This window comes from Streptomyces sp. NPDC001843, assembly GCF_042891955.1.
GTDB lineage: Bacteria > Actinomycetota > Actinomycetes > Streptomycetales > Streptomycetaceae > Streptomyces.
In genome coordinates this window covers 185,144-197,517 of sequence record NZ_JBIATQ010000009.1, presented here as the reverse complement: position 1 = coordinate 197,517, position 12,374 = coordinate 185,144, and the positions used below count along the sequence as shown (strand labels likewise).

Genomic DNA, 12,374 nt, shown 5'->3' with positions numbered 1-12,374 from the left:
TATCCATGGGTCCAACACATGTTTGTCATCCGATCCATCGCGTTTCACGATGGACGGATGGATCTCCAGCAGATGCGTTACGTCCTCGCGGTGGCGGAGACGGCCAGCTTCACCCGCGCCGCCGAGCGGTGCCACATCGTCCAGTCCGCGCTCAGCCACCAGGTGGCCCGGCTGGAGAAGGAACTGGGCGCCCGGCTGTTCGACCGGACCAGCCGCCGGGTGCGGCTGACCGCCGCCGGGGAGGCGTTCCTGCCGGCCGCCCGTCAGGCCCTGGACGCGGCCGAGCGGGCCCGGGCGGAGGTGGCGGCGGCCACCGGCGAGATACGGGGCACGCTGACCGTCGGATCCATCCCCACCGTGGCGGCCGTCGACCTCCCGGCCGTGCTCCGGGACTACCGCCTGCGCTATCCCGAGGTGCGGATCAGTCTCCGGGCGGGCTCCAGTGAGCGGCTCGTCGAGCAGGTCCGGGACGGCGGCGTGGACGTGGCCTTCCTCGGCGCACCGCCGGGGTTCCGGCCGCAGGGCGTCCGTGACAGGGAACTCGCCCACGGGCAGCACGTCGCGGTGGTCGCCCCCGAGCACCCGCTGGCCGCGAAGGACGAGGTGGACCTTCGCCTCCTCGCCGACGAGGTGTTCGTGGACTTCGCCGGGGGCAGCGCCGCCCGCGCCCAGTCCGACCAGGCGTTCACGGCGGCCGGGCTGCGGCGCGAGGTCGCCTTCGAGGTGTCCGGCGTCGAGCTCATGGTCCGTATGGTCCGCCACGGACTGGGCATCGCCCTGCTGCCCGCGGCGTTCACCGCGGAACTGCACGGACTGCGGTGCGTGCCGATCACCAACGGGCCGGTACGGGTGGAGCACCTCGTCTGGAGCCGGTTCACACCGTCACCCGCGGCCTCCGCCTTCCTCTCCCTGCTGGACGACGGTTCACATATACGGCCGGAAGCCCACCCATGACGCACATCCGGGCACATCCTTGATCTCCGTTCGGACACCGTTCCGCAAACCGCCCTCACAGATATCTGACATGTCACTTACAGTGCGAGGACGGTAACGGGGGGCGGGGAACGGGGGAGGAGAGCGCGCATGCGCAAAGGGGTCAAGGTCGCCGTCGTGGGCGGGGTGTTCGTGGTCCTGGTCGGCGGGGCCGGGTACGGGGCGTACAACATCCTGTCCGCCTTGAACGACGACGGCGGGACGGCGTCCGTGCGGACGGGACCGCCGTCCGGTGCCGAGGTGAAGGAGACCACAGGGAAGTTCTTCACGGCCTGGGAGAAGGGGCGGGCGGCGACCGCGGCCTCGTACACCAACTACCCGGAGGACGCCGCGTCGTTGCTGACGGCGTACGGGCAGGAGGCGCACATCACGAAGGTGCGTGTCACACCCGGTGCCGCGAGCGGGGACACCGTGCCCTTCACCGTGCGGGCGACGGTGGCGTACAAGGGCGTGTCCAAGCCCCTCGAGTACAGGAGCCGGCTGACGGTGGTGCGCGGCGAGACCACGCACCGGGCGCTGGTCGACTGGCAGCCGTCCGTCGTGTACCCGCGGCTGCGCAAGGGCGACACACTCGTCACCGGTGACACGGCGAAGGCGCCGATCGAGGCCGTGGACCGCGACGGGAAGGTGCTGACGAAGGAGAAGTACCCGTCTCTCGGGCCGGTCCTGGACGAACTGCGCCGCCGGTACGGTGACAAGGCGGGCGGCACGCCCGGCGTCGAGCTGGTGATCAGACACGCGGACCAGAACACCGCGGACACCACCCTCCTCACCCTCGCCAAGGGCAGGGCGGGCAGGCTCCCGACGACGCTCAGCGCGAGCGTCCAGGCGGCGGCCGAGACGGCCGTGGCCAAGTACACCGAGTCGTCGGTGGTGGCCCTCAAGCCCAGCACCGGAGAGGTACTCGCGGTCGCCAACCACCGCGACGACGGCTTCAACGCCGCCTTCCTCGGTGAGCTCGCACCCGGCTCCACGATGAAGATCCTCAGCGCGGCCACCCTCATCGACATGGGCAAGGCCACGGCGAGCGGCCCGGCGCCCTGCCCGCCGTCCGCCGTGTCACTGAGCCAGACCTTCCACAACCTCAAGGGCCTGGCACCCGACGACCACGCGACCCTCTCCGAAAGCTTCGCCCGCTCCTGCAACACGGCCTTCGTGAAGTTCGCGGACGAGGTGAAGGTGAACTCCCTCGAGACGGAGGCGGAGGAACGGTTCGGGCTCGGCCGGAACAACTGGAAGGTCGGCGTCCCGTCCTTCGACGGCCGTGTCCCCGCCTCCGACGGCCCCGACAAGGCCGCCAACCTGATCGGGCAGGGCCAGGTCCAGATGAGTCCGCTGAACATGGCGTCCGTCACAGCGACCGCGATGACGGGCGTCTTCCGGCAGCCGGTCATCGTCTCCCCGAAACTGGACGGGCGTGAGATCGCCACCGCCCGGGGCCTGTCCGCGACCACGGTCGCCCAGCTCCGCTCGATGATGAACCGCACCGCCACCAGTGGCACCGCGGCCGGCGTGATGGCGGGCCTCGGCCCGGACTTCGGCGCGAAGACCGGCTCGGCGGAGGTCGACGGGCAGGCGAAGTCCAACAGCTGGTTCACCGGTTACCGCGACGACATCGCCGCCACCGCGATGACCCAGGACGGCGGTCACGGCATCGACGCGGCCGGCCCGATTGTCGCAAGCGTGCTACGGAGTGGTGGCTGACGTCACCTGTGCACATCGGGACTCTAGGGTGGTCGTTGTCGTTGGGGATTGTGAGGGTTACGAGGGCAACGGGGGCCCTGGGGATACGCGGAGGATTCGGAAGCTGTGGGCAATAGAAGACGCGTCGCCGAGCGACGGAAGACCTCGCCGGCGGTGCTCGGCGGGATGATCGCCGTGGTCGTCGGTGGCGCCGGGCTCGGTGTCTACGCGCTGTACGACGGGGGTGCGGCGGCCGAGGACGGCAAGCACTCCGCCTCCTCCACCCACAAGCCGGTGAAGACCGGCCCGTTGTCCGCGACCGAGGTGCGCACCACCGCCGAGCGCTTCCTGACCGCCTGGCAGCACGGCGAGGTCACGCAGGCCGCGGCCGCCACCGACAAGTCCTCGGCCGCCGCCTCGCTGCTCACCGGCTACACCAGGGACGCCCACCTCAAGGACGTCACCGTCGCCGTCGGCGCCCGCACCGGCGCCAAGGTCCCCTTCCGCGTGAAGTGCACGGTGTCGTACAAGGGCATGAGCAAACCGCTGGCCTACGACAGCACGCTCACCGTCGTACGACGGACGAGCGACGGCAAGCCGCTGGTCGACTGGCACGCCTCCGTCGTCCACCCCGACCTCAGGGACGGCGACAAGCTGGTCACCGGCGAGTCCGGCACTCCGCCCGTGAAGGCGCTCGACCGCGACGGCGCGGAGGTGACCGCCGCGAGGTTCCCGTCGCTGGGCACCGTCCTGGACGGGCTGCGCGAGAAGTTCGGCAAGGTCGCGGGCGGCAAGGCGGGCGTGGAGCTGCGCGTGGTGCGCGGCAAGGCGTCGACGAAGGCGAAGCTGTCCGACAAGACGCTCCTCGAACTGAGCAAGGGCACACCGGGCACGGTGAAGACCACGCTCGACCCGGCCTTCCAGGCCGCCGCCGAGAAGCAGGTGAGCAAGCGGGCGCGGGCGTCGGTGGTGGTCATGCGTCCCTCGACGGGCGAGATCCTGGCGGTGGCCAACACCGACCACGGCTTCAACACGGCCTTCCAGGGCTCCCTCGCGCCGGGCTCCACGATGAAGATCGTGACGTCGACGATGCTGTTCGAGAAGGACCTCGTCCACCCCGACGAGTCGCACCCCTGCCCCAAGACGTACAAACTCGCCGGCTGGACGTTCCACAACGACGACGACTCCGAGATCAAGAAGGGCACGTTCAAGCTGGCCTTCGGGGCCTCCTGCAACAACGCCTTCATCAACTTCGCACCGAAGCTGTCGAACAGCGACCTGACGAAGGAGGCCCAGCAGGTCTACGGCCTCGGCATGAACAACTGGGCCATCGGCGTCCCGACCTTCGACGGCTCGGTCCCGGTGCAGAGCGGTGCGCAGATGGGCGCGTCGCTGATCGGACAGGGCGGGGTGCGCATGAACCCGCTGAACATGGCCTCGGTGTCCTCGACGGTGGAGACGGGTGTCTTCCACCAGCCGTACCTCGTCTCTCCGACCGTGGACAAGCGCACGGTGGCGAAGGCCTCCCGCACGATGTCGTCGAAGACGCGGGCCGAGCTGAAGGAGGTCATGCAGTACACGGCCACCTACGGCACGGCGGCCAAGGCGATGGCGGGCCTCGGCCCGGACTACGGCGCCAAGACCGGCTCGGCGGAGGTCGACGGCCAGAAGAAGCCCAACGGCTGGTTCACCGCGTACCGCGGCGACCTCGCGGCTGCCGGTGTCGTCCAGGCGGGCGGCCACGGCGGCGACACCGCGGGACCGATCGTGGCGGCCCTGCTGAAGATGGGCGGCTGACCGGCCCCAAGAGCGGGGCGGGGCTATGCCGTGTAGGTCCGGCGCAGGAACCGTATGAGCGGCTTCAGGTCGAACTGCACCACCGAGACGCCCTGCTTGTCGTGGAACTCCACCACGGCCTGCACCCGGCCCAGCGGCCACACCCGTACGTCCCCGCTCTCGGCCGGAGCCGTCAACCCCTGCTCCAGCAGCGACCGGGAGAACGTCCACTCGTGCGGCCCGGGCAGGCCGACCCGCACCGACCGCGGGTCGGCGTCGGGGTCGTAGCGCAGTACCACCGGGACGGCGGGATCGTCCGGATTGTCCTCGTCGGTGACTATGTGGGCTCGCGCGTACTGCTCGACTACGGACATCGGACGGCCCCTTACCCTCAGCGACCTGTGTGGAAGTCGTGCGACCACCTCCCCTCCAATGTCGCATATGTTCCGATTTGCGCGCACCGTGCCGTCGCCTCGCTCTTGCAAGGGGTTCGCAACAAGCCTTTAAAATCAAACGGTGCATGTACCTGACGGATTCATCGACGCCCCCACCTCCGCGGTCACCGGTGTGGTCGCCGCCGGCGCCCTCGCCGTGAGCCTGCGCGGCGCCCGGCGTGAACTCGACGAACGCACGGCGCCGCTGGCCGGACTGGTGGCGGCGTTCATCTTCGCGGTGCAGATGCTGAACTTCCCCGTCGCCGCCGGCACCAGCGGCCATCTGCTCGGCGGCGCGCTGGCCGCGATACTCGTCGGCCCGTGCACCGGAGTCCTGTGCGTGTCCGTCGTCCTGCTCATGCAGGGCATCCTCTTCGCGGACGGCGGCCTCACCGCGCTCGGCGTGAACGTCACCGACATGGCGATCGTCACGACCGTGGTCTCCTACGCCGTCTTCCGCGGCCTGGTGAAGGTGCTGCCGCGCGGGCGGCGCTCGATCACCGTCGCCTCCTTCGTCGCCGCGCTGGTGTCGGTGCCGGCCGCCGCGGTCGCCTTCACCCTGATCTACGCCGTCGGCGGCACCACCGACGTGGCGATCTCCAAGGTCGCCACCGCGATGATCGGCGTCCACGTCCTCATCGGCATCGGCGAGGCGGTGATCACCTCGCTCACCGTCGGCGCGGTCGTCGCCGTACGGCCGGACCTGGTGTACGGCGCCCGTGGCCTCCGGCAGCGGCTGAAGCTGCGCGTGGACGGCGAGCTGGTCGACGCTCCCGCGACGCCGGTGCCGGCCGCCGCACGGACCTCGCGCCGCGGGCTGTGGATCACCGGCCTGGTCACCTCGCTGGTGCTCGCCGGGTTCGTCAGCTTCTACGCCTCGGCCAATCCCGACGGTCTGGAGAAGGTCGCCCACGACAAGGGCATCGACAAGAAGACGGGACGGCACGCTAGCTCCGACTCCCCGCTGGCCGGTTACGGCGTCAAGGACATCTCCGACGCCCGCCTGTCCGGCGGTCTCGCGGGGGTGATCGGCGTCGGGTTCACCGTCGTCGTCGGCAGCACGGTGTTCTGGGTGGTCGCCCGCAGGCGCCGGGCGAGCGAACCGGCCGAGGCCGCCTGAGATGGGCGCCGGGCACGCACACCGGCTCTACCGGCACGGGCACTCCCCCGTGCACGCCCTGCCGCCGCACACCAAGCTCGCCGCCGCCTTCGCCTTCGTGGTGGTCGTGGTGTCCACTCCGCGCGAGGCGATGTGGGCGTTCGCGCTGTACGCCGCCCTGCTCGCGTTCGTGGCCCGCGCCGCGCGCGTGCCCGCCGGCTTCCTGCTGAGGCGGCTGCTGATCGAGGTGCCGTTCGTGGCGTTCGCGGTGCTCATGCCGTTCGTCGCGGAGGGCGAGCGGGTCGGCGTGCTCGGGATGTCCCTGAGCGTGAACGGGCTGTGGGGCGCCTGGAACGTACTCGCCAAGGGCACCCTCGGCGTCGCCGCGTCCGTCCTCCTCGCGGCCAGCACCGAACTGCGCGAACTCCTCCTCGGCCTGCAGCGTCTGAAGCTGCCGCCGCTGCTGGTCCAGATCGCCTCCTTCATGATCCGCTACGGCGACGTCATCACCGACGAGATGCGCCGCATGCGGATCGCCCGGGAGTCCCGCGGTTTCGAGGCCCGCGGTGTACGGCACTGGGGTGTGCTCGCGAAGTCGGCCGGCGCGCTGTTCATCCGCTCCTACGAACGCGGCGAGCGGGTCCACCTGGCCATGGTCAGCCGCGGCTACGCCGGTTCCATGCCGGTGATCGACGAGGTGACCGCGTCCCGGGCGCAGTGGTCGTACGCCCTCGCCCTCCCCTCGGCCGCCCTCGTCGTCTGTCTGCTGGGATGGACCCTGTGACTGATGCTGTGACCGACGCCGTGACCACTGCTTCCCTGCAGGTCTCCGGCCTCGCCTTCGCCTACCCCGACGGGCACCAGGCCCTGTTCGGCGTCGACTTCTCCGTCGCGCGCGGCGAGCGGGTCGCGCTGCTGGGGCCGAACGGCGCCGGCAAGACCACCCTCGTACTGCACCTCAACGGCATCCTGGGCGGCGGCACGGGGACGGTGGCCGTGGCCGGGCTGCCGGTCGGCAGGAAGCACATGGCCGAGATCCGACAGAAGGTCGGCATCGTCTTCCAGGACCCCGACGACCAGCTCTTCATGCCGACCGTGCGGGAGGACGTGGCGTTCGGACCGGCGGCGGCCGGGATCAAGGGGCCCGCGCTGGAGGAGCGGGTGCGCACCGCCCTGGAGCGGGTCGGCATGCAGGACTTCGCCGACCGGCCGCCGCACCACCTGTCCTTCGGGCAGCGCCGCCGGGTGGCGGTGGCGACCGTGCTCGCCATGGAGCCGGAGATCCTCGTCCTGGACGAGCCGTCCTCCAACCTCGACCCGGCCTCCCGCCGCGAGCTGGCCGACATCCTGCGCTCCCTGGACGTCACGGTCCTGATGGTCACGCACGACCTGCCGTACGCGCTGGAACTGTGCCCGCGCTCGCTGATCCTCAGCAACGGAGTGATCGCCGCCGACGGCCCGACCGGCGAGCTGCTCTCCGACGACACGCTGATGCGCGCCCACCGCCTGGAACTGCCCTTCGGCTTCGACCCCCGGTCCGTGACAATGGGCGCGTGACACATCAGGAGGAGTCCGGGGCACCGCTCCTTGACGAGCAGTTGTGCTTCGCGCTGTACGCCGCCCAGCGCGCGGTGACGGCCGCGTACCGCCCGCTCCTCGACGAGCTCGGGCTCACCTACCCGCAGTACCTGGTCCTGCTGGTGCTGTGGGAGCGCGGCGAGACGACCGTGAAGGACCTCGCCGGCGCCCTGCGCCTCGACTACGGCACGGTGTCGCCGCTGCTGAAGCGGCTGGAGGCGGCGGGCCTGGTGCGCCGGGAGCGCTCGGCGCGGGACGAGCGCTCGGTGCTGGTCGCGTGCACGGGACGCGGGGAGGAACTGCGCGAGCGGGCGGCGCGCGTACCAGGTGCCCTCCTGACGACGACGGGGCTCGATCCAGCGGAGGTCGCGCGGTTGCGTGAGGAGTTGTGGAGGCTCGCGGAACGCGCTGCCCGCGCGCCGTCCACCGGATGACCGCGAGTTACCCACAGTTACCTCACCCGGGCGGCGACAGCGGGCCTACCGGCCAGTACCTTGTGCACGATGTACTTGTGCGCACCTGTTCCGTGGAAGGCCGACCATGACTGACGGCACCGTTGCCGACACCCGCCCGACCAAGATCATGTACGTAGCCGAGGCCACCGCACACGGCGGCCGGGACGGCTATGTCACCAGCCAGGACGGCCATATCGACCTCAAGGTCGCGATGCCGCCGCAGCTGGGCGGCGACGGCGACGGCACCAACCCCGAGCAGCTCTTCGCGGCCGGCTACAGCTCCTGCTTCCACAACGCGCTGATCCTGGTCGGCAACCGCGCGGGCTACGACCTCACCGGCTCCACGGTCGCCGCGAAGGTCGGCATCGGCCCGAACAAGACCCGCGGCTACGGCCTCGCGGTCGCCCTCAGCGTCTCCCTGCCGATCCTCGACCCGGACATCGCCGGCAAGCTGGTGGACGCGGCCCACGAGGTGTGCCCGTACTCGAACGCCACGCGCGGCAACATCGATGTGACGATCGTCCTCGGCTGACGGAACCCAGGAATCCCAGGCGCACGGCGGATGTTGCACCCGCTGTCGAAGGCGAGCCGGAGGGAAGTGCAGGACGGTGGACGTGGACGCGGACGTGAACGGTGCGGTGGCCGAGGGCTTCGAGCCGGTCAGGGAGGCGTTCGCGGCGAACTTCGAGCTGCTCGGCGAACGGGGCGCGGCCGTGGCGGTGTACCGGGACGGGCACAAGGTCGTGGACCTGTGGGCCGGCAGCAGAGACGTCGACGGCACCGCACTTTGGGAGCGCGGCACGGCCCAGATCGTGCGCTCAGCGACGAAGGGCGTCGCCGCCGCCGCGCTGCTGCTCCTGCACCAGCGCGGTGAGCTGGACCTGGACGCCCCGGTCGGCGAGTACTGGCCGGAGTACAAGACGGCGGGCAAGGAGCACACGCGGGTCCGGGACCTGCTCGCGCACCGCGCCGGTGTCCCCGTCCTGGACCGGCCGCTCACCCCGGAGCAGGCCGCCGACCCCGACCTGGGCGCGGCGGCCGTCGCCGCCCAGGCACCGGTGTGGGAGCCGGGCAGCGACCACGGCTACCACGCGCAGACGTTCAGCTGGCTGACGAGTGCTCTGCTCCAGCGGGTCACCGGCCGCCCGATGGGCGAGTGGATCGCGGACGGGATCGCCGGCCCGGTCGGCGCGGAGCTGTGGCTGGGCCTGCCTCAGGAGCAGGCCGGACGCGTGGGCCGGATCGGCCGGATCGAGGCCCCCGAGAAGTCGGGTGCGTTGAAGGTCCGCCCGAAGCGCGCGGTCACCGAGGCCTACGCCGACCCCGATTCCCTGACCCGCCGCGCCTTCGCCGCGATCACCCCGCTGCCCGACGAGAACTCCCCCGCCTACCGCGCCGCCGCCCTGCCGGCGTCCAACGGCATCGCCACCGCAGACGGCCTGGCCCGCTTCTACGCCTCGCTGATCGGCGAGGTGGACGGCGGCACGCGCCTGTTCACCCCGGAGACGGTCCGGCTGGCCCGCACCGAGCACTCCGCGGGCCCCGACCGGGTGCTCGTCGTGAACACCCGCTTCGGCCTCGGCTACATGCTCCACGGCAGCGCGTCCCCGCTGCTCGGCCCCGGCTCCTTCGGCCACCCCGGCCGCGGCGGCGCCCTCGGCTTCGCCGACCCCGAGACGGGCGTCGCCTTCGGCTACGTCACCAACGGCCTGCGCACCAGCGTGACCGCGGACCCCCGGGCGCAGGCACTGGTGCGAGCGGTACGGAAGTCCCTGCCGGACGCCCGCTGACGGACCTCGGGCCGGGTCAGATGTGGATCGGGTGGGACGTCCGGCCGGACGCCTCGTCGATCTCCCCGTGAGCCTTGGTCAGCAGCTCCATGGCCAGCTCGTTGAGGGCGCGGGCGCCCGCGATCTCCTCGCCCACCCGTGGCTGGTTGGAGTCGGTGCGGTGACGGCTGGCCTGGCCGTGCGCCCGCACCTCCGTGCCGTCGGGCAAGCGGACCATGGCCGCTGCCCGCGTGTGCTGGTCGTCCTCCTGGAACTCGAGCTCGACGTGCCATCCCACCGTGGTGTGCATCATGAGGACCACCTCCGAGAACCCTGATTCCAGGGTGCTCCTCGGGGCCTGCCCCGTCACGTCGGAGGCGGTTCGTCAGGACGTCGGCTTCTCGTCGAAGCTGGCGAAGTACGCGGCGACCATGTCCTCGTCCGCGTGCCCCTGCGCGGCGGCGCGCGCGAGCCGTTCGGCGGTGGCCTCGGCGACGTCGAGCCGTACGCCGGCCCGCTCGCCGGCCCGGACGATCAGCCGGGCGTCCTTCTCCGCGGTGGCCACCGCGAACTGGGCCGGGGTCAGCTCCCCCTCCAGCACCAGCCGGGACTTGGCCCGCAGGTAGCCCATGTCGAGCGGGCCGCCCTGGACGAGGTCGAAGAAGCTGTTCGGGTCGACACCGAGCCCCTTCGACAGCGCCAGCACCTCCCCGGCCGCCGCGGTGGCCGCCAGCACCCAGCTGTTGGCGACCAGCTTCAGCCGGGTGGCCCCGGCCGCCGCCGCGTCGTCGCCGGCCCACACGGTACGGGCGCCGACCGCGTCGAACACCGGCGTGACCTTCTCCCGCCCCTCCTCCGGCCCGGCGGCCAGCACGGTGAGCTGTCCGGCCTCGGCGGGCTGCCGGGTGCCCAGCACCGGGGCGTCGTAGAAGACCAGACCGTGTTCGCGGGCGAACCCGGCCAGCTCGGCGACGGCCTCGATCCCGGCGGTGGTGGACTGCGCCCAGACGGTGCCGGAGCGCAGGGCGGGGACGGCCTCGCGCATGACCTCCCGTACCGCGGAACCGTCGTACAGCATGGTCAGCACGACGTCGGCCCCCTCTACGGCCTCGGCGGGCGTGCCGGCGACGTGCGCGCCGTCCGCGGCCAGCGGTTCGGCCTTGGCCCGGGTGCGGTTCCAGACGCGGACGGAGTGTCCGGCCCTGGCGATGTTCCGGGCCATCGCGGCACCCATGATGCCGGTGCCGAGGACGCTCACGGTCAGCTTGTCGGTCATCACGTCACTTCCTGTTCCCTGTCGCGTACAGGCCTCAGCTTCCCGTACGCGGCACCCGCACGCCCGCTATCCGGTGTGCAGCATCAGCCCGATGCCGACCACCACGAGTCCCGCGGCGGCGATCCGCGGCAGGCCGAAGCGCTCCTTGAAGAACAGTGCCCCGATGGCCGCGCCGACGATGATCGAGGACTCCCGCAGGGCGGCGATGGGCGCCAGCTCGGCCCGCGTCTGGGCCCACAGGACGAGGCCGTAGGCGGCGACGGAGAGGGCGGCGCCGGACAGGCCGAGGCCGGCGAAGGGCCGCAGGACGGCGACCGTCTCCCGCCGCCACCGCCAGAGGGCGTACGCGGGCATCCACAGCCCCTGCACCACCATCAGCCAGGCGGTGTATCCGAGGGCGGTGCCGGAGGCCCGTACACCCAGCCCGTCGACGACGGTGTACGCGGCGATGGCCGTCCCCGTCGCGAGCGCCGCCCCGATCGCCGCCCAGTCGGGGCGCCGTCCGCGCAGGCCCCACAGGGCGACGCCGGTGAGCCCCGCACAGGACAGCGCGATCCCGGCCGCCGCCCATCCGTCGGGCATCTCGTGCGCGAAGACGGCGGCGAGCACCGTGACCAGCATGGGCGCGGAGCCGCGGGCGATGGGGTAGGCCTGTCCGAAGTCGCCCAGCCGGAAGGAGGTCATCAGCAGGACGACGTACACGAAGTGGATGCCCGCGGAGGCGATCAGATACGGCCACGCCTTCCCCGTCGGCAGGTCGGCGAAGCACGCCAGGACCAGTCCGATCAGCACACCGCCGGTCATGATCAGGGTGAACCCGACGAGCTTGTCGGTGATCCGGTGGGCGATGGCGTTCCAGCTGGCGTGGGTGACGGCGGCGAGCAGGACGGCGCAGGTGACCAGCGGCGTCACGAGGTGCGCTCGCGCACGTCCGCCAGGGTCGCGCCGGCGTGGGTGACCAGCGTCCCGGGGTCCATGGGGAAGACGGCGTAGGGGGTACCGGCGGTGGTCCACACGAGGTCGTGGCCGAGAAGCCCCCCGTCGGCGAGCACCCGCGTCCGGGTCCGCTGCCCGAAGGGCGGCACGCCCCCGATCGCGGCCGCGGCCTCCCCGGCGGTACGGGTCGCCTCCGGGTAGCGGCGGTTGCCTGAGCGGAGCTCCCCTAGACCGAGTTCGTCGAGGGCGGCGGCGAAACGCGGGTGGGCACCGGTGCCGTCGGCGTCGGTGGCGGCTGTCGTCGTCATGCCCGGCACGCTAGTGGTACGTGTACCGGGCAGGCGACCGGCTTCGCGTGGCCCGCTTTTTTGGGGA

At 71.7% G+C, this 12,374-nt stretch carries 14 protein-coding genes; 9 read left to right on the top strand and 5 right to left on the bottom strand.

Annotated features, from left to right (window positions below; genetic code table 11):
• The first annotated feature begins 57 nt into the window (after positions 1 to 57).
• The 3 genes from ACFYZQ_RS23475 (at position 58) to ACFYZQ_RS23465 (ending at position 4,473) form a co-directional block, all read left to right on the top strand.
• Entirely contained in the window at positions 58 to 954 is an 897-nt protein-coding gene (locus tag ACFYZQ_RS23475) for a LysR family transcriptional regulator (RefSeq protein WP_389150905.1), read from the top strand.
• Positions 955 to 1,083: 129 nt separating this feature from the next.
• A complete protein-coding gene (locus tag ACFYZQ_RS23470) occupies positions 1,084 to 2,697 on the top strand; it encodes a penicillin-binding transpeptidase domain-containing protein (RefSeq protein ID WP_389150901.1) in 1,614 nt (537 codons plus the stop codon).
• Positions 2,698 to 2,802: 105 nt separating this feature from the next.
• The gene (locus tag ACFYZQ_RS23465; RefSeq protein ID WP_389150899.1) at positions 2,803 to 4,473 is read left to right on the top strand and encodes a penicillin-binding transpeptidase domain-containing protein; all 1,671 of its coding nucleotides are present in this window, start codon (positions 2,803 to 2,805) and stop codon (positions 4,471 to 4,473) included.
• Positions 4,474 to 4,496: 23 nt separating this feature from the next.
• Here the strand turns inward: ACFYZQ_RS23465 and ACFYZQ_RS23460 are convergent, their stop codons facing one another.
• Entirely contained in the window at positions 4,497 to 4,826 is a 330-nt protein-coding gene (locus ACFYZQ_RS23460; RefSeq protein ID WP_388802348.1) for an SsgA family sporulation/cell division regulator, read from the bottom strand.
• Positions 4,827 to 4,968: 142 nt separating this feature from the next.
• Here ACFYZQ_RS23460 and ACFYZQ_RS23455 point away from each other — a divergent pair, with 142 nt between their 5' ends.
• The 6 genes from ACFYZQ_RS23455 to ACFYZQ_RS23430 all read left to right on the top strand — a co-directional run bounded on the left by ACFYZQ_RS23455 (position 4,969) and on the right by ACFYZQ_RS23430 (position 9,808).
• Entirely contained in the window at positions 4,969 to 6,006 is a 1,038-nt protein-coding gene (locus ACFYZQ_RS23455; protein ID WP_389150897.1) for an energy-coupling factor ABC transporter permease, read from the top strand.
• Between the two features lies 1 nt (position 6,007).
• Positions 6,008 to 6,769: a cobalt ECF transporter T component CbiQ gene (gene cbiQ / locus ACFYZQ_RS23450; protein ID WP_389150895.1), complete on the top strand. Its 762-nt coding sequence runs from the start codon at positions 6,008 to 6,010 to the stop codon at positions 6,767 to 6,769.
• Positions 6,757 to 7,542: an energy-coupling factor ABC transporter ATP-binding protein gene (locus ACFYZQ_RS23445; protein WP_389150892.1), complete on the top strand. Its 786-nt coding sequence runs from the start codon at positions 6,757 to 6,759 to the stop codon at positions 7,540 to 7,542. Before cbiQ ends, ACFYZQ_RS23445 begins: the two co-directional genes overlap by 13 nt.
• Entirely contained in the window at positions 7,539 to 7,997 is a 459-nt protein-coding gene (locus ACFYZQ_RS23440; RefSeq protein WP_389150889.1) for a MarR family winged helix-turn-helix transcriptional regulator, read from the top strand. The genes ACFYZQ_RS23445 and ACFYZQ_RS23440 overlap by 4 nt, the downstream gene beginning before the upstream one ends.
• A gap of 106 nt (positions 7,998 to 8,103) precedes the next feature.
• Complete coding sequence (locus tag ACFYZQ_RS23435) at positions 8,104 to 8,550, top strand: organic hydroperoxide resistance protein (protein WP_389150887.1); 447 nt, start codon at positions 8,104 to 8,106, stop codon at positions 8,548 to 8,550.
• An 82-nt stretch (positions 8,551 to 8,632) separates the two neighbouring features.
• Positions 8,633 to 9,808 (top strand): serine hydrolase domain-containing protein, encoded by a 1,176-nt coding sequence (locus tag ACFYZQ_RS23430; protein ID WP_389150885.1) that lies wholly within the window; start codon positions 8,633 to 8,635, stop codon positions 9,806 to 9,808.
• Positions 9,809 to 9,824: 16 nt separating this feature from the next.
• Here ACFYZQ_RS23430 and ACFYZQ_RS23425 read toward each other — a convergent pair whose 3' ends face one another.
• The 4 genes from ACFYZQ_RS23425 to ACFYZQ_RS23410 form a co-directional block, all read right to left on the bottom strand.
• The gene (locus ACFYZQ_RS23425; RefSeq protein WP_388802370.1) at positions 9,825 to 10,100 is read right to left on the bottom strand and encodes a DUF1876 domain-containing protein; all 276 of its coding nucleotides are present in this window, start codon (positions 10,098 to 10,100) and stop codon (positions 9,825 to 9,827) included.
• A gap of 72 nt (positions 10,101 to 10,172) precedes the next feature.
• Entirely contained in the window at positions 10,173 to 11,063 is an 891-nt protein-coding gene (locus tag ACFYZQ_RS23420; protein ID WP_389150883.1) for an NAD(P)-dependent oxidoreductase, read from the bottom strand.
• Positions 11,064 to 11,129: 66 nt separating this feature from the next.
• Positions 11,130 to 11,975 carry an EamA family transporter gene (locus ACFYZQ_RS23415; RefSeq protein WP_389150880.1) on the bottom strand — a complete coding sequence of 282 codons (846 nt, stop codon included), beginning with the start codon at positions 11,973 to 11,975 and terminating at the stop codon, positions 11,130 to 11,132.
• Positions 11,972 to 12,307, bottom strand: coding sequence for a hypothetical protein (locus tag ACFYZQ_RS23410; RefSeq protein WP_389150878.1), 336 nt, complete (start codon positions 12,305 to 12,307; stop codon positions 11,972 to 11,974). Before ACFYZQ_RS23410 ends, ACFYZQ_RS23415 begins: the two co-directional genes overlap by 4 nt.
• Between the last annotated feature and the right edge of the window lie 67 nt (positions 12,308 to 12,374).

What these genes read in the sequence shown, in the direction of transcription:
- ACFYZQ_RS23475 (WP_389150905.1), top strand. Translation starts at nt 58, where the DNA reads ATGGATCTCCAGCAGATGCGTTACGTCCTCGCGGTGGCGGAGACGGCC.
- ACFYZQ_RS23470 (WP_389150901.1), top strand. Translation starts at nt 1,084, where the DNA reads ATGCGCAAAGGGGTCAAGGTCGCCGTCGTGGGCGGGGTGTTCGTGGTC.
- ACFYZQ_RS23460 (WP_388802348.1), bottom strand. Translation starts at nt 4,826, where the DNA reads ATGTCCGTAGTCGAGCAGTACGCGCGAGCCCACATAGTCACCGACGAG.
- cbiQ (WP_389150895.1), top strand. Translation starts at nt 6,008, where the DNA reads ATGGGCGCCGGGCACGCACACCGGCTCTACCGGCACGGGCACTCCCCC.
- ACFYZQ_RS23445 (WP_389150892.1), top strand. Translation starts at nt 6,757, where the DNA reads ATGGACCCTGTGACTGATGCTGTGACCGACGCCGTGACCACTGCTTCC.
- ACFYZQ_RS23435 (WP_389150887.1), top strand. Translation starts at nt 8,104, where the DNA reads ATGACTGACGGCACCGTTGCCGACACCCGCCCGACCAAGATCATGTAC.
- ACFYZQ_RS23425 (WP_388802370.1), bottom strand. Translation starts at nt 10,100, where the DNA reads ATGATGCACACCACGGTGGGATGGCACGTCGAGCTCGAGTTCCAGGAG.
- ACFYZQ_RS23420 (WP_389150883.1), bottom strand. Translation starts at nt 11,063, where the DNA reads ATGACCGACAAGCTGACCGTGAGCGTCCTCGGCACCGGCATCATGGGT.
- ACFYZQ_RS23410 (WP_389150878.1), bottom strand. Translation starts at nt 12,307, where the DNA reads ATGACGACGACAGCCGCCACCGACGCCGACGGCACCGGTGCCCACCCG.